The organism is Nostoc sp., assembly GCF_036917435.1.
Classification (GTDB): Bacteria; Cyanobacteriota; Cyanobacteriia; order Cyanobacteriales; family Nostocaceae; genus Nostoc.
In genome coordinates this window covers 163,172-183,659 of the sequence record NZ_JBALDM010000037.1, presented here as the reverse complement: position 1 = coordinate 183,659, position 20,488 = coordinate 163,172, and the positions used below count along the sequence as shown (strand labels likewise).

The window sequence follows — 20,488 nt, the reverse complement described above, 5'->3', positions numbered from 1 at the left end:
AGTTTTAACATCTCAGACAAGACAGGGCTCATAGATAGCGTTAGCTATAAATACTGTCAAATCATCCACAAAAAAGATGGTTTTATGTACCAAGCGTAGACACCTTTTGGGGTTTTAACCCCTTGGGTGTGTTTTCCTCCCCGCTTTAAAAAGACGGGGTTCCCAACACTACCAGATATTTTCTTATGGAACCTGCTCTTCGCCTTGCTAGCTTAAACATTCTCGTAGTTGATGATGATGACGATAGCCGCTTTTACATTACTACTGTGTTGGAAGCTGATGGAGGCACCGTTAGGGCAGTTGCATCGGCGGAGGTAGCATTTAAAGTACTGTCTGAGTTGCAACCAGATGTATTGATTTGTGATATTGCTATGCCTGGTGAAGATGGCTACACCCTCATCCGCAAGATCCGGGCGCTAAAGTCTGATATTTGGGCAAAACTTCCCGCGATCGCTTTAACTGCTTATGGTGATAGCGAGTATCGTAGCCGTGCGCTAGAAGCAGGTTTTCAGACTCATGTGGCTAAACCAGTCGATCCAGGGGAACTAGTTGCGATCGTCGCTGATTTAGTTGCTTCTTATACGATTTAATGCCAGTCTATAATCAATCTTGACAGGTTACAGCGCTTGCTGCTAATCTCTGTCAAATACAGTTTTCCTCTTACCCCTCTCGTATCATAGTTTTCAGCTTTGAGGATGTGCCTCATAGCCGCCAGAAGTGCTGTAAGTTCATAAACAATTTATCAATAAGTTAATAGTGCTTAAAATTTTGTTGAAAACGGGGGTAGGAAACACAATTTTGGGGCTAGCGATGCCTACGGCGGGCTTCGCCTACGCGTCATCAAAACAAGCACCGCTTATTCTGACCCGAAGAAGTACGTATACAAGTTAATTAATTACCCATACATTACATTAACTTTAATTATAAATACTATTGACAAAATGAATTTTATCTCAGCGTGTCACGAATAGTCTACAATACACATGTTAAAAAATTAGGTATCAACCCAAGCTGCTTTTTACCTATCATGCTTCTAAGGATCTGATTTATATGAATAAGGAAACTTTTACAGATGACTCTGCAAACTACAAATTTGATGAAAAGAATTTTGCTGTAGAAGATGATTCCCTCTCAATTAAATACTTCGAGGAACAAATTATAGATTCGCAAAAGTACTGGCGGCGCTTCGGCGGCCGACCTGACTTCTCCGGGAAAGTCGTCCTTGAGATCGGCTGTGGACATGGGGCTTTATCCATTGATGTAGCCATTTCGGGAGTACAGCAGGTGATTGGTCTTGACCTAATTGCGGAACGCATAACATTTGCTCGCCGTATGGTAGCGGAACGCTTCCCAAATATCGCCAACAAAATAGAGTTTCATCAGTTGGACATTGACGACATGACGATGCTTGACGGCAAGGTTGATGTCATAATTTCCAAAGACACTTTTGAACACATCATGGGTATAGATAGAGTTCTTGGCTCAATCAGAAGGCTTCTACGGGAAGGAGGCTTGCTGATAACTGGTTTTAGTCCACTCTACTACAGTCCTTTTGGCGATCATGGATTTCACGCAATCGGACAGCCCATCAAGCTACCGTGGGCGCATCTGATTCTTGGCGATGCGCGTGTTGTCGCAGCCTACAATAATTACCATCCCGGAGTGAAATGCCATTCGGTCTATGAGCTTGGACTCAATAAACTCAAGCGCCGCGAGTTGCTGCAAGCCTTTGATAAAGCCGGATTTGCGATTGTTAGCGAGACTATAAATGCTCTTGAAGGAGCTTCCAAATTGATGCCATTGCTTCGCCTTCTGAGTAAAGTTCCTGGACTTGAAGACTATACAACTGTCAATATGTACGTGATAGCCCGTAAAACCTAGTAGCTCGTGCAAGGGGAGTGAACTACCCCGCCGTAAGACGGACGGGGCTTCCCAATTCATCGGGAATAGCTTCCAGAACTTCGTAGTACTAAAAAGTCTTACATTCCCTCCAAGGGCAGGAGTCCTGGTTCCCAAGACCCAAATTTTTCTCTTGCAACATATACCTATTAGCTTGGTTTTCGCTTGCGGCATTGATGGTCAAGACATTAGTTATCTTACCAGAAAATTTTGGGGATTCGTCATACATCCAGTATTTGTATTTTGCTTCCCGCTTAAAAACAATCCTGGATGCAATCCTCACCCCCCGCTCACAATCCCCACCTTATGAGTACATTGAAGGTGGGGACTTCCGCGACACGTTAAAATAATTAGTCATTCGTAATATCTTACGAGTATAAGGTTTCCGAGCATCTGAACAGGGCATGATTTGGAATTGCTGAGACTAATTTGCTCCAGCTTCAAAGCTAATTTGTTCAGACTTATATGCTGGTGGCTCGACGTGAATTAAAATCCTCACTGGACGAAACCGTTCTTCTAATCGACTTTCTACTTCTTCAGTGATGTGATGGGCCGTTTCTACGTCTGGTGCATCTACTATTAAATGCATCTCAATGAACACTTGACGACCAAGAACACCGCGAGAAGCAATATCATGACAGTTAATTACACCTGGAACAGAAGTTGCGATCGCATGAATTGCTTCTGGCGCGATCGCCATTTGATCCACAAGCCAAGGCAAATTCTCTTTTAAAACTGACCAGCCACTCCAAAATACTAACAAGGCGACAGGAAAAGCTAACACTAAATCCATCCATTGATAACCTAGCCAAACTCCAATCAAGCCAGCAATTACAGAGATTGTCACCCAAATGTCGCTCATCGTATGGGTTGCATCAGCGATCAGAATTGAGCTACCCACGCGTCTGCCTACAGCACGTTCGTAAAACGCCACAAAAATATTCACGCCTAGCACAATTAGTAATAGCCACAACTCAGGTGGCGATATTCTCACAGGTTCACCACCACCTTTGAGAATTCGCTCGATTGCTCCTTGCAAAATTTCAAAACAGGCTATTCCTAAAAATGAGGCAATTCCTAAAGCTCCCACAGCTTCAAACTTGCCGTGTCCGTAGGGATGCTCGCGATCGGGTTGTGGAGAAGAAAATTTACTCGCAACTAATCCTAAAACGTTGTTGGCGCTATCTGTCACACTATGCAAGGCATCAGCTAGCAAACTCAAGGAACCTGTCCAGTAACCCACAACTGCTTTCAATCCCAGTACGAACAGGTTGAGTAATAGGGTAATAATTAAAACCTTTCGCACTTCGGCGCGGTTATCGTAAATCATGAATAATTTATTACATCAAGTTCTATGACTTCTAATGTAAAACTTAAAACATAAATAAACACAAATGAAATGTATCAAAGTCTTACGCAGTAAGAATTAAGTCTCTCTATAGGCTCTATGTTTTATACTGTTTTATTGAGATTCTTTATAACTAAGAACAGCTACAAGTTATACAGGTATTAATTATGCCTTTAGAGATAACAGCAGATTTTTAGCATTAACGTAGATGCAAAGCCGCTTTCCACAGGAAAGAGTGAATATTTCAGGACTTACGCAAACAATAACCCAAACCCTTATTTCCAGGTAGGGACAATTTATGAATTGCTCCTACGGTAAATCGAGGGTTTCAATGTCTTTTTGCGTAATTCTATTCAAAAAAGTGGGCTTCGCCTCTGTCAAACTCGGCAGCTTTGTCTCTTCTTCCGGTAAAATTAGTACTTATCAATAAGCTTTAATAAAAAACTTATGTCTTCAATTCCTCTAACATTGAACCTAATTGAAGGTTCTGTCTCCTTCAGTTTTTCACCCCAATCAGCACGAGAATTAAAGACAGCGACAGATCAACTAATGGATCGCCTGAAAGCTGTCGCCGCAAAACCCACTCCTGGCGGCGGTAGAGTCACTCCCCAGCCTCCACTGGAATATCGTTATACAGGTGAAGTATTTTTAGAAATTTTCTGTAATCCTAATATTTGGCCAACGCCTTTCGCAGCTAAAGTTTTGCTGACTGTCCGCAATGTCAACATTCGCTTGACTACTGAAGCTGAACTTACTCGTATTATTGAAGACATTAATCAATATTTAGAGCAAGTTGGATAATAGTTTATATAATTTTTCTATGCTTTTCGAGATTTGTTAACAAATAATCTTATACAAATTTGGGATTTTGCGAAAGTTCCCTTTATTGTCGCAACTGCTGTCGGTTAGCCCGAATTAGCAAACTTCTCAAAACGGGTTTTGGCTTTGAAAAGCAGGCGATGCTGTGAATTGCGAGTCAAAAGTGAAGTTCCTACACTTATATCAGACAGATAAATGTAGGAGCTTCACCGAATCTACACACCAGACTCAAGCTTTAGCACCAGAAGATGTACAGAAAAAATGCTTCTGATGCCTTCTTTAACTTGAGAATTTGTCTAAATTCAGACTCAAATACTTTTGTGTTAGTGAAAGACGCAAGATTCTATATGGGGCAATGCCGATCAAAAACCAGAGATTATCCCCCAGATTGGGCGTAGGATCGTTGACTGTGACATCCACACATCGAAAATAAACTCCCAATCCCAAACCCGAAATCAAACATTGATTTAGTCGTTGTCCCACTGTTCACGACCAATTAGGTCGCCAATGCGATCGCGTAACAAAAAGTCACATTTCTCTAATTCACATTCAACACAAACCCACTCTCTCGCTGGAATGTATTGGCAGAGGGTATATATCGGCTGTTGTCGGCTAATCATTCCCTTTTGCACCAGTCGGCGTGCTTCGTCTTGAATCAAATCGAGAGAGTAGTAATTGATAGAAGGCACCGTATTCACACTCATGTTTTTTACTCACAAATTAACACTTACGATAGTGTTCCCGTTAATAATTAGGAACAAACATTACAGAAATTAGACTTGTGGCTAGTATTTTGTAGTTTGCTATACGGAACTATTTTTATTTTGACGCTACATCTCCTGAAATTATCTCAAGAAATGTTAAGAAAGTCAACGAATCCTGACATTTGCCGAGAATCCGCTTTACAAAAAAAATTCCGAGTAGTGAACCTAACCTGCTATAGCGGCTGTATGATTTTTATGCAACAAGCCTAAAAGTCTTGCCATTACTGTATTTAGGCAAGATTTAGTGGGTAGAAAGAATTCATATTACGTAGACGTAACCCGCCGTAGGCATCGTTTACATATCAAATAATCACTTACTCACCTTAAAGCTGGATCTAGAACTGCTGGTATTTATCTAAGGATAAACAACACAAGAATATTTGTCAGATACTAGGGTATAAACTGTTGCAAAACATAACCGCTAAAGTACACTACGAAGTCTTTTACCCTGGGATCTGTTAACAATTTCTTAAGTAAAATTACAATTACTTAGTTATTCTAAACACTAATTTTACACAGTTTTCTGTTGATAAACATCTGTAGAAGGGTGGAGGAATGCTGATTCGTAATTTTAAGGAAGTAGGAGGTAGGCAACTAGCGATCGCTGAACTAGGTTATGGTTACATTAAAACAGACGCGATCTAGTCACGTCTGTAAAGTGTTTGGCGGATTTGCTGAGATTAATTGTTCTGAAGTTACATTGTTGTTTTAGTTACTTATTCGGAGAATTCCCCATCATTTTTATCAGTGCTGTCTTCTCCTGCTAACAGACTTTCTGGCGGGCGCTCATCATTGAGTTGAGTTAGTAGTGCCAGTACCTTATTACCGCGTTCTATGGAGCGATCTTCAAGAAAGATGACTTCTGGTGTACGACGTAGCCTTACTCGCGCCCCAAGTTCGCTACGAACGTAACCTGTGGCTGACTTTAAGCCTGCCATTGTTTCTACCTTAGCTTCATCTGTACCATAGATACTGACGTAGATTTTGGCGTGTTGGAGATCGCCAGAAACATCAACATCAGTAACACTTACCATTCCTGTACCCACACGGTCATCCTTAATGCCGTTGAGTAGCATTTGGCTAACTTCCCGTTTGATCAATTCAGCAACGCGGGAAACCCGGCGATTTGTAGCCATAAAAATTTTGCCTCCTGACAGAGGTTATACGACAAAAATAGATGCAAGTTGGGTAGACAGTACTTAGCGGGAGCAACGCCAAGAGCAACTGTCTGTAGGGCAAAGCTCCGATATAGCGCTAGTCTAGATTGTACTCAAGCCTAGCATTGCCCGAAGGGTGAAAGTTAAGAAGACTAGGCTGCTCACAAATAAACCCAAGATGGCGATCAAAGTGACAGGGCGCTTCAAGAGGGGCACAAATGGCGCAAAGGTGTTCAGAAACAGCCCTAAAACGATCGTAATTAAGTACCGTGGGTAGCGAAAGACGTTATCCCAAAATCCGTCAAACATCTGAATGTAAACTGCCTTGTTATATACTTACGTTTGTTTTGATATGCTTTATCAACTCAATTGTAATCTATGCAGCCGGAAAATTAGCCAGCTAATATAAAATATGGCTCGTCGGTTATATTGGCTTTATTTAGTCACGATTATTTTCAGTTAAATTGCAAGTAAATGGTAATTCAAATCCCCAAGGAAACTAGCCCGCGTCCATTTTTGAAGTGGGCGGGGGGTAAAAGTAGGTTGATACAGCAATATATTCCTTATTTTCCCAAGAGTTATAAAAATTACTATGAGCCATTCTTAGGCGGTGGTGCTGTTTTTTTCTATCTCCAACCAAACGCAGCTATTTTAACTGATATAAATGCCGAATTAATTAATACTTATTGTTGTGTTAGAGATCGTGTTGAGGAATTAATCTCTCTACTGAAAGAGCATAAAATTAGACATAACAAAGATTATTATTATAGTGTCAGAAGCTACTCTGGTGGCACTGATATAGAAAAAGCGGCTCGTCTAATTTATCTTAATAAGACTTGTTTTAATGGTCTTTATCGAGTCAACTCACAAGGAAAGTTCAACGTGCCTTTAGGCAGATATGAAAACCCTAATATTTGTTCTGAGGTTTTACTAAAAGCAGCATCAAAAGTACTTTCTCATGCGGAAATTAAACAAGTAGATTTTACAGACGTACTAAATCATGCGACTAGCAGTGATGACTTTGTATTTTTTGATCCGCCCTATCATCCTATCAGTGACACTAGCTATTTCACCGCTTATAGTCAAAATTGTTTTAGTAAGAAAGACCAAGAAGTTTTAAGAGATACTTGTGCAGAATTGGCAAGTCGTGGTGTCAAAGTTATGGTATGTAATTCTGGTAGCGAATTTATTAAAAATATTTATACAGATATCAATTTTGAAACCTACAAAATCAAAGCAGCCCGATCAATTAACTCCAATATAAAAAATAGAGGCATGATTGACGAACTATTAATTACATCTTTTAAAGATTTTTATTTGCCCAAGCAATAAATCTGTCTAAGCTATAAACTGCTAATAAATTATGGTTATCATTAACTCTTGCTTTTAGCCATTTGCTTGCGCCTTCTCGCATTCCTTCACCGCCTAAAATGACGATAGTTGGTGCAGGGTAATAGTTCTGGATGTTCATGTTCAAGTAAGGAAACTTTTCATCAACCGAACCGGGGCTTTCTTGCCATTTGCACTCGAAAATTAAACCAGATGGCATTGCAGGTGAGCCAACAACATAAAAATCAACTTTCAAATCGGTATGATAAATTCCAGTTCCAATATAAACTTCTTTTCCATAACGTTTTGGTAATAAAGCAGCATTTAGTATAAATTCTTTTGAGACATAGTTCCCAACTTGGAAATAATTATGTCCATTTAAGATTGCTTCTACATTTCCTTCTAAAATATTCCCAGATTTATTTGCCCGTCCGCCTTGAGTCAGAGCCATCCTAAATCCTTCTGCCAAAAGTCCTACTGATTACAGGATTTCACAGAAGCAGTAAAAAAGGGCCAGTTGCTTAATATGAATTTTTTATTTTGACTAAACAAGGTTGGATTAATGGGTAAAAAATCTGAAGATATTGGTAATTTTGTACTATGTGAATACAAATGTATTAATGATTTGGATAAGGAACGAGTTAGTAATTCAGATAGGAGTTATTTATGGAAGATCGTGGGGAATTGAGGGGTGAAATTTAAACGCAAAGGAGTGCAGAGGGAAGCGCAGAGGTACGCAAAGAATTTTTGTATTTAGTCTATGAGCTAAATTCGCGCTTCTTGTGCCAGTCATAAGCTTCGATAATGTCTTTTAGTTATTTCACCTTAGCTTCAACCAGTCTGTGCTTCAGTATGACCGTTGCGGATAGACCATGCTAGTTCTAGCAGTTGAGTCCAGCGCTTTTGTAACTGTTTGGGGGTGCATTTGATGGTTTTAGCGATCGCAGCGTCGTTTTCCCGTGCAGTTTTTAATTGTAATATTTGCTGTTGCTGTTCTGTGAGTTGATTTACAAAAATTTCCCACTGCTGGGAAGATAAACCCAATTTTTGCTCTAAACCTGCACCTAACCATTGATGTACTAGTTGCCAATGGTGTTGCTTGGCAAACTTTTCTACGTGATACTTAAACCGTTGTTGGAGATAATCGCGCTGACGGCTGGTTAAACCGAGAATTTGGTCAATTTCTGGGGCTGAGAGGTCTTGAAGCTTCAATCTGAGGTAGTTCATACAATCAGATTGACCTTGAGACTCCAGGTATTTCATCAACTCAGTGATGACGCGATCGCGTTCTGACTCTTCTGATGGATCAAAATTAGTTTGGGCAATCATCTGCGATCGCAGTTGTTGCACCGCCGAGTTACGCTGATAAGATTCTGCTTCTTCACCCTTAGCTGACTCTACCGCCATTTCAATATCCACGGTAGTCTCTTGGGGCTGGCGACGAGCAAAACCTTGGGCGCGTAAGATAATTAATTGTTGATTTGCACCACCAGGTAAATTGATGCGACGTTTGGCGTATTGTTCTGTAAAGGCCATGTATTCAGCTAATTGCAGCTGAGTACGCGGCGTATGATCGTTAGGTAGTTCGTTTTCTCTGCGGAAAGCTTTGATAGCTTCGATATAAAATGCTTGTAAAAAATCTTCAATTAGGCTGTAACGAGCATCAAAACCCAACTCAGAACCGGATATAGTTACATGGCGGTAAACCATCGCACCCAAATTACTATGTAATTCCACCCGCCCTTGTTTGGAACCTAGTTGGTAATAACGTAAGCACTTGTGCATCCGATGTCTTCCCAACGTAATCTGCCAGGATTTGATTTCCCCAGATGTTTGGATACGTGAGCTTTTATCGCAAATGCGTTCTACTTCTACGGCTATGCGGTTTGCTAAAGCTTCTACACACTTGGGTGCTGCTTTCACTTGTGCTTGCATTTCCTGACACAGCAATTCAATCAAGGTTTCGCTGCTGCTGTCTGAAAATTCTTCAGTCGAAAGGTGGTTATCAAAAATGGGTGTAGAGTTTGGTAGATTAACGACGTTAGATTTCATGACTTTTCCAGGGAGTAGTATTGCACCGTAATTACAACGCAGAGACAGCAATCAAGGCTGGCCTTGACTGGAGAATCTTTGGGCATTCATCCATTAAGGCTTGCCGTATATAATGCTCACATCTAAAGCTCATATATAAAACTGTAGGAAATACGAGAGAGTTATAGTTATGGCAATGTGTCGGTTTGTTCACAAGCCACCACATTGAAGCGGGGACATTAGTACCCACCATTTTCTGAAAGTTGTCAAATCTCTTGCTGTACCGACTTTTACCACCATCCTGTTATTGCGTCCGCGCCCGTCGTAGACATCGCTTTGAAATATGACAATTTAAAAACTGGAGTCACTTCGATCGCAATTTCCGAAACGGAGAGGTGTGCCTGTGAAGTCTCATTCTTATACCCATGCTGCTGCTGCTTCCCAACCTAAACCCCTCCGTATAATTGTTGCTTCGTCTCCCGTCATATCCAAAATCGTAGATACTTCATAAGTAGGTTCTTCGCCAGTGTCTACAATTATGTCTACCAACTTATCCAAACGGTCAAATAGCTCTACCCGTGACTGAACTGTTTCTGGAGCTATCCGAATCATGCCATTATCTGCTTCATCTGCTGGCAAATGTGCTGAAGTTGAAATAATCGGATTGCCCAAAGCTGCCAGCAACTCCAAACACACAGTATGGTTTGGTAATCTAATTCCAGTACTTTTCCGCTTAGGGCTTTGCACCAATCGCGGTACTAATTTAGTTGCTGGGAGCAAAAACGTGTATGGCCCTGGAATTAGGCGTTTCATAATCCGATAGGCTGTGTCACTTACGAAGGCATAAGTTGCCACATTTGAAAGCGAGGAACATAAAAATGTCAGTGGTTTATCATTTGCTAGCTGTTTAATTTGCCGCACTCGTTCTACCGCCGACTTAGCATTCAAATCACAACCGATCGCATAAACTGTATCAGTAGGGTAAAGCATGACTGCGCCACTAGAAAGCGCCGACTTTATTTCCTCTATTCGGCGAATTTGAGGATTATCCGGATGAACTGGGAAAATTTTTGCCATAGAGGGATTGGGGATTGGGGACTGAGGAGAATGACAAATGACCAATGACAAATGACAAATGACCAATGACAAATTTATTATGAATAAAATTGCTTATCTTCAATGTCCGACAGGAATTTCTGGTGATATGTGCCTGGGTGCTTTGGTCAGTTTGGGTGTTCCTGTGGAGTATTTAATTGAAAAACTCAATGGGTTGGGTATTGAACACGAATATCAGTTAAGGGCGGAGTTTGTCCAACGCAATGGACAGCAGGCGACTAAAGTCCATGTGGATTTAGTACACGATCATCACCATCACCACCACGGCCACGAACACAGTCACCATCACACACGCCACTTGCCAGAAATCGAGCAGATGATTCTCAAAGCGGGGTTGCCATCACGAGCAGAAGCTTGGAGTTTGGCGGTATTCCGACAGCTAGCGATAGCAGAGGGGGCGGTGCATGGAATTTCCCCTGAAAAAGTTCATTTTCATGAAGTAGGTGCTATTGATGCGATCGTAGATATAGTGGGTACTTGCCTGGGGTTAGATTGGTTAGGAATTGAGAGTAATGACGAAGGATGGCCCCTACTTTACTGCTCGGCATTCCCCACTGGTGGCGGCACTGTTCGGGCTGCACATGGTCAGATGGCAGTGCCAGTACCAGCAGTATTAAAGCTGTGGGAAATGCGGGGTTGTCCAGTTTATAGTAACGGCATTGATAGAGAACTGGTAACACCAACAGGAGCCGCGATCGCTACTACTTTGGTAAGAGACTTTGGTTCACCACCTGCGATCGCTATCAAGCAGATAGGATTGGGAGCAGGAACCATAAATTTACCCATTCCCAATATTTTACGCCTCTGGCTGGGTGAAAGCACAACTTTTCAGTCAAATTTCAGCGATTATGAAGATAGTAGCTCAAATTTAGAAACCATCTCGGTACTAGAAACCCAAATTGATGATTTAAATCCCCAAGCGTTCGGCTATGTGTTTGACGCGTTGTTTGCTGCTGGTGCGGTAGATGTTTTTACCCAAGCGATCGCAATGAAAAAGTCTCGTACAGGGATTTTGCTAACTGTAATTTGTCATCCAGAAAATTTACTCAGTTGTGAAACGGTTATATTCCGTGAAACTACAACTTTGGGCATTCGGCGAACAACTCAGCAACGCGCCATTTTACAACGGGAAATTCAACAAGTGGAAATTGAATATGGCCAAGTGCGTGTCAAAATAGCATGGAATGGACAATTACCAGAAAAAGTTATTGCTAATGTGCAGCCAGAATATGAAGATTGTGCAGAGTTAGCTCGAAAACATAATATTGCCTGGCGTGAAATTCAACGGTTGGCACTACAGCGTTGGTATTTAGTTAATAGTTAAAATCTCTTCGTTCCTCCTTTTCTGTCTCTGACTGAGAAGCAGACAACCTATAAAAGCTTATTTTAGAATCGCTTTTAGATTAACTTGACACCAATGCACTAGAGCCAGCACAAACTAAAAACCCCTCCAAGATTGGAAGGGTTAAATTAATTTTTGCTAATGGGATGGTGATTAGGGGAAACAGAAGCTTTTCCTTCTTGATGAGCGAGAAATACAGCATCAATGAGTTTGAGGTAGCTGACTTTTGTAAAAGAAGTGGGTAGATTATTAGAGTTAATAGCTATAGGTTTGCCACTATTGTTAATAGTTGTTTGAGCGCCACCGATTCCAGGCAATAAAGCAATAGAAGTTACAATGAATACAGAATCTATCAAAATTGAGAGTTTCATAAAATTATTTTTATTTATAGTCAAGTGCAATTAGCCTTCTTGAGTAATAGATTCTCATTTTTTGTTCAGTCTTAACTTCCTGCACTTAGATCGCCCGATCGGTTGATTTATTCCTCACCCATTCGGGTGAGCTAATTGATTACTAAAGAATTTCGAGAGCTTTTAGCACTTCTGCTGTTGACTGATATCGTTGAGTGAAGTCGAAATGTACCATTCTATTTAAAATAATCACTAAATCGTTTGTAGCCTCAGTTAGCTCACGCCAATGTTGCCAAATCTGTTGATTGCCATCAGCTTCGATAATTATTTCACCAGTATTTATATCTCTGCGAAACTCTCTAGGATCTACTCCAGTTAAACCTTGAATTCCCATAATTCCCAACGCATAAATATCGCTGTTCAGTTTTGGCAACCCACTCATTTGCTCAGAAGGTGCATAACCAGGAGTACCAATTGAAATTGTCTGAGCTTCTTGCTGCTGAGGTTGAATTTGCTTAACAGCGCCAAAGTCAATTAAAACAATATGCCGATCTGATTCTCGCCTAATCAAATTACTAGGTTTGATATCTCGATGAATTACGCCATAGCTATGAACAAAAACAAGCACGTTTAAAACTTCTTTGAGTATCTCAACAACTTCAACTTGTTTTAGTCGCTTTCCAGAGGTCAGTTCTTTATCCATCGCGTGTCCTCGCACAAATTCTTGCACTAGAGAAAATTGGCGATTTTCTTCAAAAAAAGCTAGCAGTTGAGGAATTTGTGGATGCTTACCCAAAATTTCTAAAATTTGTGCTTCCGCGTCAAATAATCGTCTGACGACATTTAAATATTCTGCATCTTGGCGAGGGGATCGTAACTGTTTAACCACACACTGGGGATTACCAGGACGCTGGATATCATCAGCTAAATAAGTATTACTAAATCCCCCAGAACCCAAGCCCTCAGTAATTTTGTAGCGGTTATTTAGTAAAGTTCCTTGTGAAATTTCTTGCCCGATGGAATCTGTAATTACAGTTGGTGCTTCATTTAAGGCATTGCCACGCTGCCGTAAAAGACCTTGCAGTTCTACAATTAATTGTTGGTGTTCTTGAACCCGTTGGGTAATTTCTTGTTGCTCTTGTTTCGTTTTATAAGAACTATAGGCAAGAACACTCCCGGCGGTAAATACTAACCCCAAAGCCGGAGGTACTACTGGGAACCATCCAGCTTGGGTAAAAATGACAAAATTGCCTCCAAATAATACTGCAAGGGCTGTTGCTCCTGCCAGCCCTAAGCCTAATGGATGTTGAATCCGCGATACTAGCAATCCACCAACTACAGTCCATCCCCATATCCAAAGGACTTTACCCCACTCAGGTAAAAACCAAAATAGAGGTTGTTTGTTAAGAACAGCACTGAGAATTTGACTAGCGCTGTGGGCATGAATTTCAATTCCTGCCATTTTGCCGGAATTATCTGATTTCCCAGTAGCAAAAGGCGTGTTAAAAATATCATTTAAACTAGTGGCTGTTGAACCAATTAAAACGATACGGTCTTTTACTAAATCTGGTTTAACTTGATTTTGAAGTACTTGTGTAATAGTTACCTGCTGGGCAATCTCGTGGCCAGAACGGTAGTTAAGCAGAATTTGGTAGCCATTTGTATCCGCTTTCTGATAACCGCCAGCGTTACTTTTTAGGGGTTTAAATATAGTATCTCGTAGTCGTAGTTCCTTTTTTGGGGTAAATTCTGGTTGGATGCCTCCGACTTCTAAGTATTTAAGTGCTAGTTGTAAGCTAAAAGAATAAGTACTTTGACAGGAATCTGACTTTTCTGCACTTACCAATAATAGGTTGCGACGAATTGTAGCATCAGTATCTTCTACAACATCATTAAATCCTACTCGCTCGGCTTCAATTCCCTGTGGAGGTGCTATTCCCGGATTGTTAGAACCAGAATCAGAATGTTTACAGATGGGAATGATGATATCACTCTGTTGTAGGCGTTGTAGTAACTTTTCATGACCAGGTTGTACTGGTAAGTCACGAAAAATATCTAGACCAATGGCTCGTGGTTGATATTCTTCAAGTTTGCCTAATAGTCGCTCTAGAAGTTCACCAGATAGGGGCCAATTCCATTTTTGGATATCTTTTTCAGTTAAAGCAACAATCAATAGACGAGAGTCTGGGCCTGAATCGCCACGTAATTGCATCATCTGGTCGTAGACTTTCATCTCTAGAGGCTCGAAAACCCCAAGTTTTTGAATGCCTACTAGTAAAATTGTAGCGATCGCACTTGAAAGAATAACTGGCTGTCTAAATAATTTTTTTAAGTTTACAAGCATTTTTTTAAATAGATTCTACTTTAAAATATACATATTTTTTATCATTGAAATTATTCTATGCAATTTGCAACTTTTCTCAAAATACTCAGATGCCCGACTTCTATAAGAAGTCGGGCATCTTGTTAATCACGAATAATGAAGTAGGGCTATATCTGTTTAAGATAATGCACGATCGCCTCTGCTGTTGGCAAATTAGTTGCCAGTAAAACTTGATTGATAGTGCATAATCTTAGCAGTGCTTCTTCATTTGCTTGACCAGGCTGAGGTTGCAACAAATCTCTCAGGAAAATAACTGCTACAATTTCTCCGGCTCCAACCAATGAAGCAATTGTTTGATATCCTCCAGAAATTGGTGCGGGGGTTTGTTGACTAATAGTTATTCCTGTCTGTTGATGTAATACTTCGCCAACAGATGGCCAGGTAATTGTAAAGCTCTGTGAGAAAAATTCCTGATGTTGAGAAACAAATTCAGCAAGTTCTAATTTCTTGCTTTCATGAGCAATGAGTACTATGTTTCTTTCAATAATCTCTTGCAGAGGCTCATTTACATTTGTTTCTTCTGGAATTTCATCATATTGAGTTGCTTCTACTTCAGAAGTCTCTTCAATAGTTTGACTTATGCTCTCAGGAGCCTCAATTTCTGTTGTTAGCAAAGATGGAATATCAGCTAAATCAGGAACTTCTTTTACTGGAACAGTATCATCAAGGTCTACACTAGATTCTTCGGTAGTTGTATTACTCGAATTAATATATTGATTGCTAAAAACTTCCGCGATTATATTATCTGGTACAGTTGATGTTTCAGAAACCTCGCTTATTGTTTCATCAACAGCAAAATTAGATTCTACTTCTTCAATATCTGCACTCTTTTCTGCTGCCAATAACCTTTCTAAGTCTAGCAATTCATCATTGATATCTTGTGTAACTTGGCTCAATGTTTCTGGGGGCTGAATCTCCTCTTTTTCAGGAACTTGATTAACTTCTTCTGCAACTGGTGTATCTAAATCTACTACTTCATTTTCATTATCAGTAGCTTCAGGAGTAGTAATTTTCTCATCAGATATTTCGCCGAAAATGTCACGGGATTGTACGAAGGTGACTTCTGCTTGCTCATGGTAAGTAGCTTCGGGAATGCCAATCGGTGCAGGAATTTGGTGGAAAATGTCACGCGGCTGTACAAAGGTGACTTCTGCTTCTAGTGCGGCCTCTAACTCTGCATCTTCATCAGATGTAGCTTCGGGGATGGCATTTGTATCACGCCGTTGTACAAAAGTAGATTCTGTGGCTAGCGCTGCTTCAAAGTCTGTAACATCATCCTGAGTGGCTTCTGGAACTGTACTTTCCTCTTCAGGAGTTCCAATGATATTTTCAGGTGCTGCGATCGCATCATCAGCTACAGTAAAAGAAACTTCCTCAGCATCCGCACTAACTTCTGGTGCAACTAACGTTTGCAAATCACCAATTTCATCATGGACATCGTGTGGAACTTCGCTAACTGCTTCTGGTGAATGAATGATGTTTTCAGGGATGACATCATCCGGTTGAGTAGTAACAACTTCTCGGATTTCGCTGACTTCTGGGGGAGGTGCTTCTACTTCGGGAGTAATAGGCGCTGGAACTTCGCTAACTACTTCTGGGGCTGGAGGATTATTAATATTGGCAGCGCTGACATTTTCAGGCGATCGCGGCCGAGAAAACAGTGAAGGGTCTATAATTCTAAAGACTGTCTCTGGTTGCTCATAAGCAGGAGCAACTGCTTCTAATATCAGAACATAATCTGCAATTCTGATAATATCTCCATCACTCAAAGAATATAGTCGATCTTTTTCAGCTTGTTTCCCGTTAAATATTGAGCCATTTCTACTGCCAAGGTCAGAAAAGTAATAATTTCCACCTTTAACAAAAAACTTAGCATGTAACCGACTGATATCAGGACTGTCTAAGACTAAATCAGAATCAGGAGAACGACCTATTAACCATTCTCCTCTCGTTGTAGTTTCTGTGGTAAGGTCAACTTCATTTACTTCACTGAGAGTTGGTGAGTAACTAACTTTTACTTTCATATTAATTTCTGGTTAATTTTATTGATTTCTACTACCCAGCGCTGACGGGCAGTATGTTCTAAATTTAAAATATCATCTTGTGACCAGTGGAAATGATAAGCAATAAAAGCTACCTCCTCATATAAAGTATCAGAGGGGTAGCTTACGACTCCCCCGCTAGTTCTAGCTCCACTGAAAATTGAGTATTACACTGGGGACATTGTGTCGGAATGTGTATATCGCCTTGCTGATTGATTCGATTATAAAATTCTCGGAGATAGGCAATGTCATGTAAGAGTAATTCTTCAAGTAAATCAGGGCTAACAGAATTTAAACTGCCCAAGCGAGTAATAACCCGTGCAAGCATTACTAATACGCCGTAAGCTGGATTTTCCTGAACTCTGCGCTCTTGTTGTACCAAAATTTCATCTTTGGCGGTGGCTAAACGCATCACCCCATGACGATGTATTCGGTGTTCGCTATCACTCAACCCTCTAGGAAGAGTGAAGGCAAATTCTGTGCAGAGAGTATCTTTTTTACGGGGCATAGTTTAATTTGGGCATTGGGCATTGGGAATTGGGCATTAGGGAATTGGGAATTGGGCATTGGGCATTGGGCATTGGGAAATAGTTCGGCGTTGCATATTTGCGGGATGATTTTACTATTTTTGTGGGATGGGCATCTTGCCCGTCCCTTGTATTTCAAGGCGGGCAGGATGCCCACCCCACAAGAATCATCTCTTAATTCAGCAATGCCAATAGTTCTTTTTCCGTATCTCCCTCATCTCCCTCATCTCCCTTATCCCCCTATTCCCCATTCCCCAATTCGCAATTCAATTATGAAGGAGTGCTTCGGAGGAATTTATTGTCTCTTCTGGTATGGAAGTTTCGCCTTCTAAACCATTGATTCGACGATATAAATCCTGGAGGTAATTTAAATCTTGGGCAAAAAAGTTTTCTACTATTGCAGGAGTCACTTCTGATAAAGCACCCAAGTGGGTAATCACTCGCGCCAAGATGATAATTGTGGCATAAACAGGATTAGCTTTAACGCGGGGATCACGCAAGGGTGCAATCTCATCTATCGCCGTTGATAACCGCATTACACCTTTGCGGTGGAGGTTGCCTTCAGAGTCTAGATACCCTTTTGGCAGTGTAAATTCAAACTCTGTAGGAAACATACTCCTCCTAATTACTTCACGCGCTTAAATTCCTCAAAAGCAACCTCCACTTCCTCAATTTCGATGTCATGACTGCGGGCGTTGACATCAGCAATTTTGTAACTTGCAGGCCAAGCACCGGCTAATTCAAATCTAGCGACTTCTTCATTTGCCTGATTATAAATAGACAAAGCAACAAGTCTACGTTGCTCAGACCAATTACCTTTTTCAACTTTTTCAAACCACTTCCAAAAATCCATAGATTTAGTGGTACCTCTACGCAAAGTGAGATTACCACTCTTGGAATTGCTAGGAAGCTTAGTTCTTACTACCTGACCTTTAGACTGCCCTTTTTTACCCCAGGTTTGAGAAGTAACTTCACAAATTTCAATTACCTCTTGTGTTCTTTTGAAGCCTTGACACTCCAAAAAGAAGCAATTGGCATCGTTTTGTCCTTCTAGTGTCAGTTCTAAATAGAACCGATGGGCTGTAAGAACTTCTGGAATTCTGCTTGCGGATTGTACCACTGTTAATTATTGCATAAGCTAATTATTTGATTCGTTTAATTCCTTCGTGAACCAATTCAACTGTTTCATTTGCCATATCACCACCAGAAGCTGTTAAAGTCGGGCCAGTGTATTTACAGGGATAACAATTGACAATGTTCCAGCGTGCTTTTTCAGAGCCTTGTTGGTCGTAAGCAACCACTGAACCAGTCTTCCGCTTTTGTGACCACTTACGAGGATCGCCCATATCTTCATTACAATCTTGATACCATTTATAAAGGTCTATATCGTCAGTGGCAATGACTTTTACTGTGATGTTAGTAAATTTAACAACAGTTGGTGTAGCTTGACGCATTATTTTAGCGCCCTTAGATGAACCGTGGACTTCTTGCGCTGGAGTATTTTCAACACCTAGTCCACTAATTTCTTTGATGAATTTATCAGTAATTCCATCAGCCTCAAAGTAAAATTTACAAGAGGTTAAAAATTCGCCTGCCATGCTTTTAGACTCCTTTGTGTGTGATTAATTTTGAAATTGGGAATTGGGAGTTATAAGAATTCTTTCCTCAATGCCCAATGCCCAATGCCCAATGCCCAATGCCCAATGCCCAATGCCCTATTCGCTATCTTCAATACCATTCCATTGGCTGATGCGGAAAACAACAAATTCAGCTGGTCTTACGGGACAAACACCGACTTCGATGTACAAACGTCCTAAAATTCTGGTTTCTGGTGGGTTCAATTCTTCGTCACATTTGACATAGAATGCTTGGGCTGGAGATGCCCCAAATAAAGCACCTTCACGCCAGATGCGCTCTAAGAAATTACTGACGGTGCGAGTTACACGCGCCCATAAATCTTGGTCGTTGGGTTCAAAAACTACCCACTGAGTCCCCAATTCTAGGGATTTTTCGATATAGCTAATTAACCGCCGCACACTGATGTAACGCCACTCTGTTTTATCTGGCTCAACTAAAGTGCGTGCGCCCCAAATGCGGATTCCTCGATTTGGGAAGCTGCGAATGCAATTTATTCCCAAAGGATTTAATAGTTCTTGTTCGCGGAAGTTGGTGTCATAGCCCAAACCGATTACGCCTCTGGGAACTTCATTTGCAGGGGCTTTGTAAACTCCTCTGGTTTCGTCGGTGCGGGCCCAAACACCCATGACATGACCACAAGGAGGTATTAAAATTGGATTACCGCGATCGCGTGGATTGGGTACTTTAATCCAAGGATAATAAAGGGCCGCAAACATCGAACGACGGTTAAATCTATTCAACCACTCAACTACTTGCTGAGGTTTAACGGCATCCGGTGGCGCATCCAGTACAACCATACGGTTGGGCGGATTGGGAATATCGCCACTGGCAGAACCTTCGCACATACTAATCATCAGTTCGATGATGCCGTGGACTTGATCTAAATTCAATATCTGCTCTTGATAAGCCCGCATCACATCAGGACAGGCTAGCATCGTGATTTCATCAACTTCAAAGATACCGCGTACCCCGGTGCGATCGTCTCGAACGCCTTCTAAATTTTGCGAAAATCTATCGGGTGGGGCGGCAACAATGGGTGGTGCTAGTTCATATTGACCATTCACCGGACGACGAGCTAAAGGTTGTCCACTTTGAGTTATGTCTTCTACAGTGATATACATAGAATTTCTCAATGCCGCCAGCGCATAAGTTGCTGTTTGAGCAGCAGGCTCGCGGTTCATTGTCAAGTTCTCGTATTGCTCTAGAAGTTCATCTCCCCGACGAATTTGGATGGTGAAATATTCACCCGTATTTGGAGGCGCTTCTCCTTCAGTACCTTCGGGTAGGGCGCGGGGCGAACCATCAATAATGACAAGATTTACTAATCCGCCCGATGCTTGCTCAGGACGCAAAGTAAAACGGAGGGCTGGACGATTACCTCTAGAGTTGATTCTGAGGGTAGCCGGTTCTGGTGTTGCCGGTCTAGGTGCGCCTGGTAACTGAGTGCCGATGCTTGTTACCCAGCAACGACCGCCACCATTCATAAAGTAGCCGTAGACTGAAAAGGGTAAATAGGCGTTGAAGTCGGTGAAGCCGTCAGAGTTGGGACGAGCAAAGTAGTTTAAAAATTGCGTCCAAGTGGTTACTAGCATGGGCTTGTATAGTTCAGCCCCACCACGAACGTCTTCTGTAAAGCCGACAAATCCGGCAACTGCTGTGCTAACACCTTCAATTGGTCGGCTACCCCGGTCAATTTCTTCGATATAGACACCAGGAGCAAAGTAATCAAGTCTAGCCATGAAA

Annotated in this window: 22 protein-coding genes; 5 read left to right on the top strand and 17 right to left on the bottom strand. The window is 41.3% G+C overall.

What is annotated here, in order from left to right; translation table 11 throughout:
- Window positions 1-185 precede the first annotated feature (185 nt).
- Together V7K98_RS17945 and V7K98_RS17940 are read left to right on the top strand one after the other, a co-directional pair.
- Window positions 186-590 (top strand): response regulator, encoded by a 405-nt coding sequence (locus V7K98_RS17945; protein WP_335024127.1) that lies wholly within the window; start codon window positions 186-188, stop codon window positions 588-590.
- Between the two features lie 460 nt (window positions 591-1,050).
- Complete coding sequence (locus tag V7K98_RS17940) at window positions 1,051-1,881, top strand: class I SAM-dependent methyltransferase (protein WP_335024125.1); 831 nt, start codon at window positions 1,051-1,053, stop codon at window positions 1,879-1,881.
- A 442-nt stretch (window positions 1,882-2,323) separates the two neighbouring features.
- Here V7K98_RS17940 and V7K98_RS17935 read toward each other — a convergent pair whose 3' ends face one another.
- Window positions 2,324-3,229, bottom strand: a complete 906-nt coding sequence (locus tag V7K98_RS17935) for a cation diffusion facilitator family transporter (RefSeq protein ID WP_335024123.1) — start codon at window positions 3,227-3,229, stop codon at window positions 2,324-2,326.
- Between the two features lie 465 nt (window positions 3,230-3,694).
- On the opposite strand from V7K98_RS17935, the gene V7K98_RS17930 reads away from it, so the two are divergent.
- On the top strand, window positions 3,695-4,048 hold the full coding sequence (locus tag V7K98_RS17930; RefSeq protein WP_335024121.1) for a hypothetical protein: 354 nt from the start codon (window positions 3,695-3,697) through the stop codon (window positions 4,046-4,048).
- Between the two features lie 485 nt (window positions 4,049-4,533).
- On the opposite strand, the gene V7K98_RS17925 is transcribed toward V7K98_RS17930, so the two are convergent.
- The 3 genes from V7K98_RS17925 to V7K98_RS17915 form a co-directional block, all read right to left on the bottom strand.
- Window positions 4,534-4,770 (bottom strand): DUF4327 family protein, encoded by a 237-nt coding sequence (locus tag V7K98_RS17925; RefSeq protein ID WP_012407481.1) that lies wholly within the window; start codon window positions 4,768-4,770, stop codon window positions 4,534-4,536.
- A 776-nt stretch (window positions 4,771-5,546) separates the two neighbouring features.
- Entirely contained in the window at window positions 5,547-5,966 is a 420-nt protein-coding gene (gene rbfA / locus V7K98_RS17920) for a 30S ribosome-binding factor RbfA (protein WP_335024119.1), read from the bottom strand.
- A gap of 123 nt (window positions 5,967-6,089) precedes the next feature.
- The gene (locus V7K98_RS17915) at window positions 6,090-6,296 is read right to left on the bottom strand and encodes a DUF751 family protein (RefSeq protein ID WP_335024117.1); all 207 of its coding nucleotides are present in this window, start codon (window positions 6,294-6,296) and stop codon (window positions 6,090-6,092) included.
- A gap of 165 nt (window positions 6,297-6,461) precedes the next feature.
- Here V7K98_RS17915 and V7K98_RS17910 point away from each other — a divergent pair, with 165 nt between their 5' ends.
- Window positions 6,462-7,319: a DNA adenine methylase gene (locus tag V7K98_RS17910; protein WP_335024115.1), complete on the top strand. Its 858-nt coding sequence runs from the start codon at window positions 6,462-6,464 to the stop codon at window positions 7,317-7,319.
- Here the strand turns inward: V7K98_RS17910 and V7K98_RS17905 are convergent.
- The 3 genes from V7K98_RS17905 to V7K98_RS17895 all read right to left on the bottom strand — a co-directional run bounded on the left by V7K98_RS17905 (window position 7,291) and on the right by V7K98_RS17895 (window position 10,424).
- Complete coding sequence (locus V7K98_RS17905) at window positions 7,291-7,767, bottom strand: PD-(D/E)XK nuclease superfamily protein (protein WP_265275129.1); 477 nt, start codon at window positions 7,765-7,767, stop codon at window positions 7,291-7,293. The genes V7K98_RS17910 and V7K98_RS17905 overlap by 29 nt on opposite strands.
- 380 nt (window positions 7,768-8,147) lie before the next feature.
- Complete coding sequence (locus tag V7K98_RS17900) at window positions 8,148-9,368, bottom strand: HetZ-related protein (protein WP_335024113.1); 1,221 nt, start codon at window positions 9,366-9,368, stop codon at window positions 8,148-8,150.
- 396 nt (window positions 9,369-9,764) lie between these two features.
- Entirely contained in the window at window positions 9,765-10,424 is a 660-nt protein-coding gene (locus V7K98_RS17895) for an L-threonylcarbamoyladenylate synthase (RefSeq protein WP_335024111.1), read from the bottom strand.
- Between the two features lie 79 nt (window positions 10,425-10,503).
- Between V7K98_RS17895 and larC the strand changes: the two genes are divergently transcribed.
- Window positions 10,504-11,787, top strand: a complete 1,284-nt coding sequence (gene larC, locus V7K98_RS17890; RefSeq protein ID WP_335024153.1) for a nickel pincer cofactor biosynthesis protein LarC — start codon at window positions 10,504-10,506, stop codon at window positions 11,785-11,787.
- A gap of 146 nt (window positions 11,788-11,933) precedes the next feature.
- Here the strand turns inward: larC and V7K98_RS17885 are convergent, their stop codons facing one another.
- From V7K98_RS17885 to V7K98_RS17840, 10 genes are all read right to left on the bottom strand, one after another.
- The gene (locus tag V7K98_RS17885; protein WP_335024109.1) at window positions 11,934-12,176 is read right to left on the bottom strand and encodes a hypothetical protein; all 243 of its coding nucleotides are present in this window, start codon (window positions 12,174-12,176) and stop codon (window positions 11,934-11,936) included.
- 142 nt (window positions 12,177-12,318) lie between these two features.
- Window positions 12,319-14,499 carry a CHASE2 domain-containing serine/threonine-protein kinase gene (locus tag V7K98_RS17880; protein ID WP_335024107.1) on the bottom strand — a complete coding sequence of 727 codons (2,181 nt, stop codon included), beginning with the start codon at window positions 14,497-14,499 and terminating at the stop codon, window positions 12,319-12,321.
- Between the two features lie 146 nt (window positions 14,500-14,645).
- On the bottom strand, window positions 14,646-16,562 hold the full coding sequence (locus tag V7K98_RS17875; protein WP_335024105.1) for an FHA domain-containing protein: 1,917 nt from the start codon (window positions 16,560-16,562) through the stop codon (window positions 14,646-14,648).
- Entirely contained in the window at window positions 16,559-16,741 is a 183-nt protein-coding gene (locus V7K98_RS17870) for a DUF6760 family protein (protein WP_335024151.1), read from the bottom strand. Before V7K98_RS17870 ends, V7K98_RS17875 begins: the two co-directional genes overlap by 4 nt.
- Window positions 16,705-17,088 (bottom strand): phage tail assembly protein, encoded by a 384-nt coding sequence (locus tag V7K98_RS17865; RefSeq protein WP_335024103.1) that lies wholly within the window; start codon window positions 17,086-17,088, stop codon window positions 16,705-16,707. Before V7K98_RS17865 ends, V7K98_RS17870 begins: the two co-directional genes overlap by 37 nt.
- Entirely contained in the window at window positions 17,028-17,264 is a 237-nt protein-coding gene (locus V7K98_RS17860; RefSeq protein ID WP_335024101.1) for a hypothetical protein, read from the bottom strand. Before V7K98_RS17860 ends, V7K98_RS17865 begins: the two co-directional genes overlap by 61 nt.
- Window positions 17,265-17,373: 109 nt before the next feature.
- Window positions 17,374-17,721, bottom strand: coding sequence for a hypothetical protein (locus tag V7K98_RS17855; protein WP_335024099.1), 348 nt, complete (start codon window positions 17,719-17,721; stop codon window positions 17,374-17,376).
- 11 nt (window positions 17,722-17,732) lie between these two features.
- Window positions 17,733-18,227 (bottom strand): phage tail protein, encoded by a 495-nt coding sequence (locus V7K98_RS17850; RefSeq protein ID WP_335024097.1) that lies wholly within the window; start codon window positions 18,225-18,227, stop codon window positions 17,733-17,735.
- 22 nt (window positions 18,228-18,249) lie between these two features.
- Complete coding sequence (locus V7K98_RS17845) at window positions 18,250-18,705, bottom strand: phage tail protein (RefSeq protein WP_335024095.1); 456 nt, start codon at window positions 18,703-18,705, stop codon at window positions 18,250-18,252.
- A gap of 117 nt (window positions 18,706-18,822) precedes the next feature.
- Window positions 18,823-20,484 (bottom strand): phage tail sheath family protein, encoded by a 1,662-nt coding sequence (locus V7K98_RS17840; protein WP_335024093.1) that lies wholly within the window; start codon window positions 20,482-20,484, stop codon window positions 18,823-18,825.
- Between the last annotated feature and the right edge of the window lie 4 nt (window positions 20,485-20,488).

What these genes read in the sequence shown, in the direction of transcription:
- V7K98_RS17915 (WP_335024117.1), bottom strand. Translation starts at nt 6,296, where the DNA reads ATGTTTGACGGATTTTGGGATAACGTCTTTCGCTACCCACGGTACTTA.
- V7K98_RS17910 (WP_335024115.1), top strand. Translation starts at nt 6,462, where the DNA reads ATGGTAATTCAAATCCCCAAGGAAACTAGCCCGCGTCCATTTTTGAAG.
- V7K98_RS17855 (WP_335024099.1), bottom strand. Translation starts at nt 17,721, where the DNA reads ATGTTTCCTACAGAGTTTGAATTTACACTGCCAAAAGGGTATCTAGAC.
- V7K98_RS17880 (WP_335024107.1), bottom strand. Translation starts at nt 14,499, where the DNA reads ATGCTTGTAAACTTAAAAAAATTATTTAGACAGCCAGTTATTCTTTCA.
- V7K98_RS17840 (WP_335024093.1), bottom strand. Translation starts at nt 20,484, where the DNA reads ATGGCTAGACTTGATTACTTTGCTCCTGGTGTCTATATCGAAGAAATT.
- V7K98_RS17895 (WP_335024111.1), bottom strand. Translation starts at nt 10,424, where the DNA reads ATGGCAAAAATTTTCCCAGTTCATCCGGATAATCCTCAAATTCGCCGA.
- V7K98_RS17875 (WP_335024105.1), bottom strand. Translation starts at nt 16,562, where the DNA reads ATGAAAGTAAAAGTTAGTTACTCACCAACTCTCAGTGAAGTAAATGAA.
- V7K98_RS17940 (WP_335024125.1), top strand. Translation starts at nt 1,051, where the DNA reads ATGAATAAGGAAACTTTTACAGATGACTCTGCAAACTACAAATTTGAT.
- V7K98_RS17945 (WP_335024127.1), top strand. Translation starts at nt 186, where the DNA reads ATGGAACCTGCTCTTCGCCTTGCTAGCTTAAACATTCTCGTAGTTGAT.
- V7K98_RS17925 (WP_012407481.1), bottom strand. Translation starts at nt 4,770, where the DNA reads ATGAGTGTGAATACGGTGCCTTCTATCAATTACTACTCTCTCGATTTG.
- V7K98_RS17845 (WP_335024095.1), bottom strand. Translation starts at nt 18,705, where the DNA reads ATGGCAGGCGAATTTTTAACCTCTTGTAAATTTTACTTTGAGGCTGAT.
- V7K98_RS17865 (WP_335024103.1), bottom strand. Translation starts at nt 17,088, where the DNA reads ATGCCCCGTAAAAAAGATACTCTCTGCACAGAATTTGCCTTCACTCTT.
- rbfA (WP_335024119.1), bottom strand. Translation starts at nt 5,966, where the DNA reads ATGGCTACAAATCGCCGGGTTTCCCGCGTTGCTGAATTGATCAAACGG.
- V7K98_RS17930 (WP_335024121.1), top strand. Translation starts at nt 3,695, where the DNA reads ATGTCTTCAATTCCTCTAACATTGAACCTAATTGAAGGTTCTGTCTCC.
- V7K98_RS17900 (WP_335024113.1), bottom strand. Translation starts at nt 9,368, where the DNA reads ATGAAATCTAACGTCGTTAATCTACCAAACTCTACACCCATTTTTGAT.
- V7K98_RS17905 (WP_265275129.1), bottom strand. Translation starts at nt 7,767, where the DNA reads ATGGCTCTGACTCAAGGCGGACGGGCAAATAAATCTGGGAATATTTTA.
- larC (WP_335024153.1), top strand. Translation starts at nt 10,504, where the DNA reads ATGAATAAAATTGCTTATCTTCAATGTCCGACAGGAATTTCTGGTGAT.
- V7K98_RS17935 (WP_335024123.1), bottom strand. Translation starts at nt 3,229, where the DNA reads ATGATTTACGATAACCGCGCCGAAGTGCGAAAGGTTTTAATTATTACC.
- V7K98_RS17885 (WP_335024109.1), bottom strand. Translation starts at nt 12,176, where the DNA reads ATGAAACTCTCAATTTTGATAGATTCTGTATTCATTGTAACTTCTATT.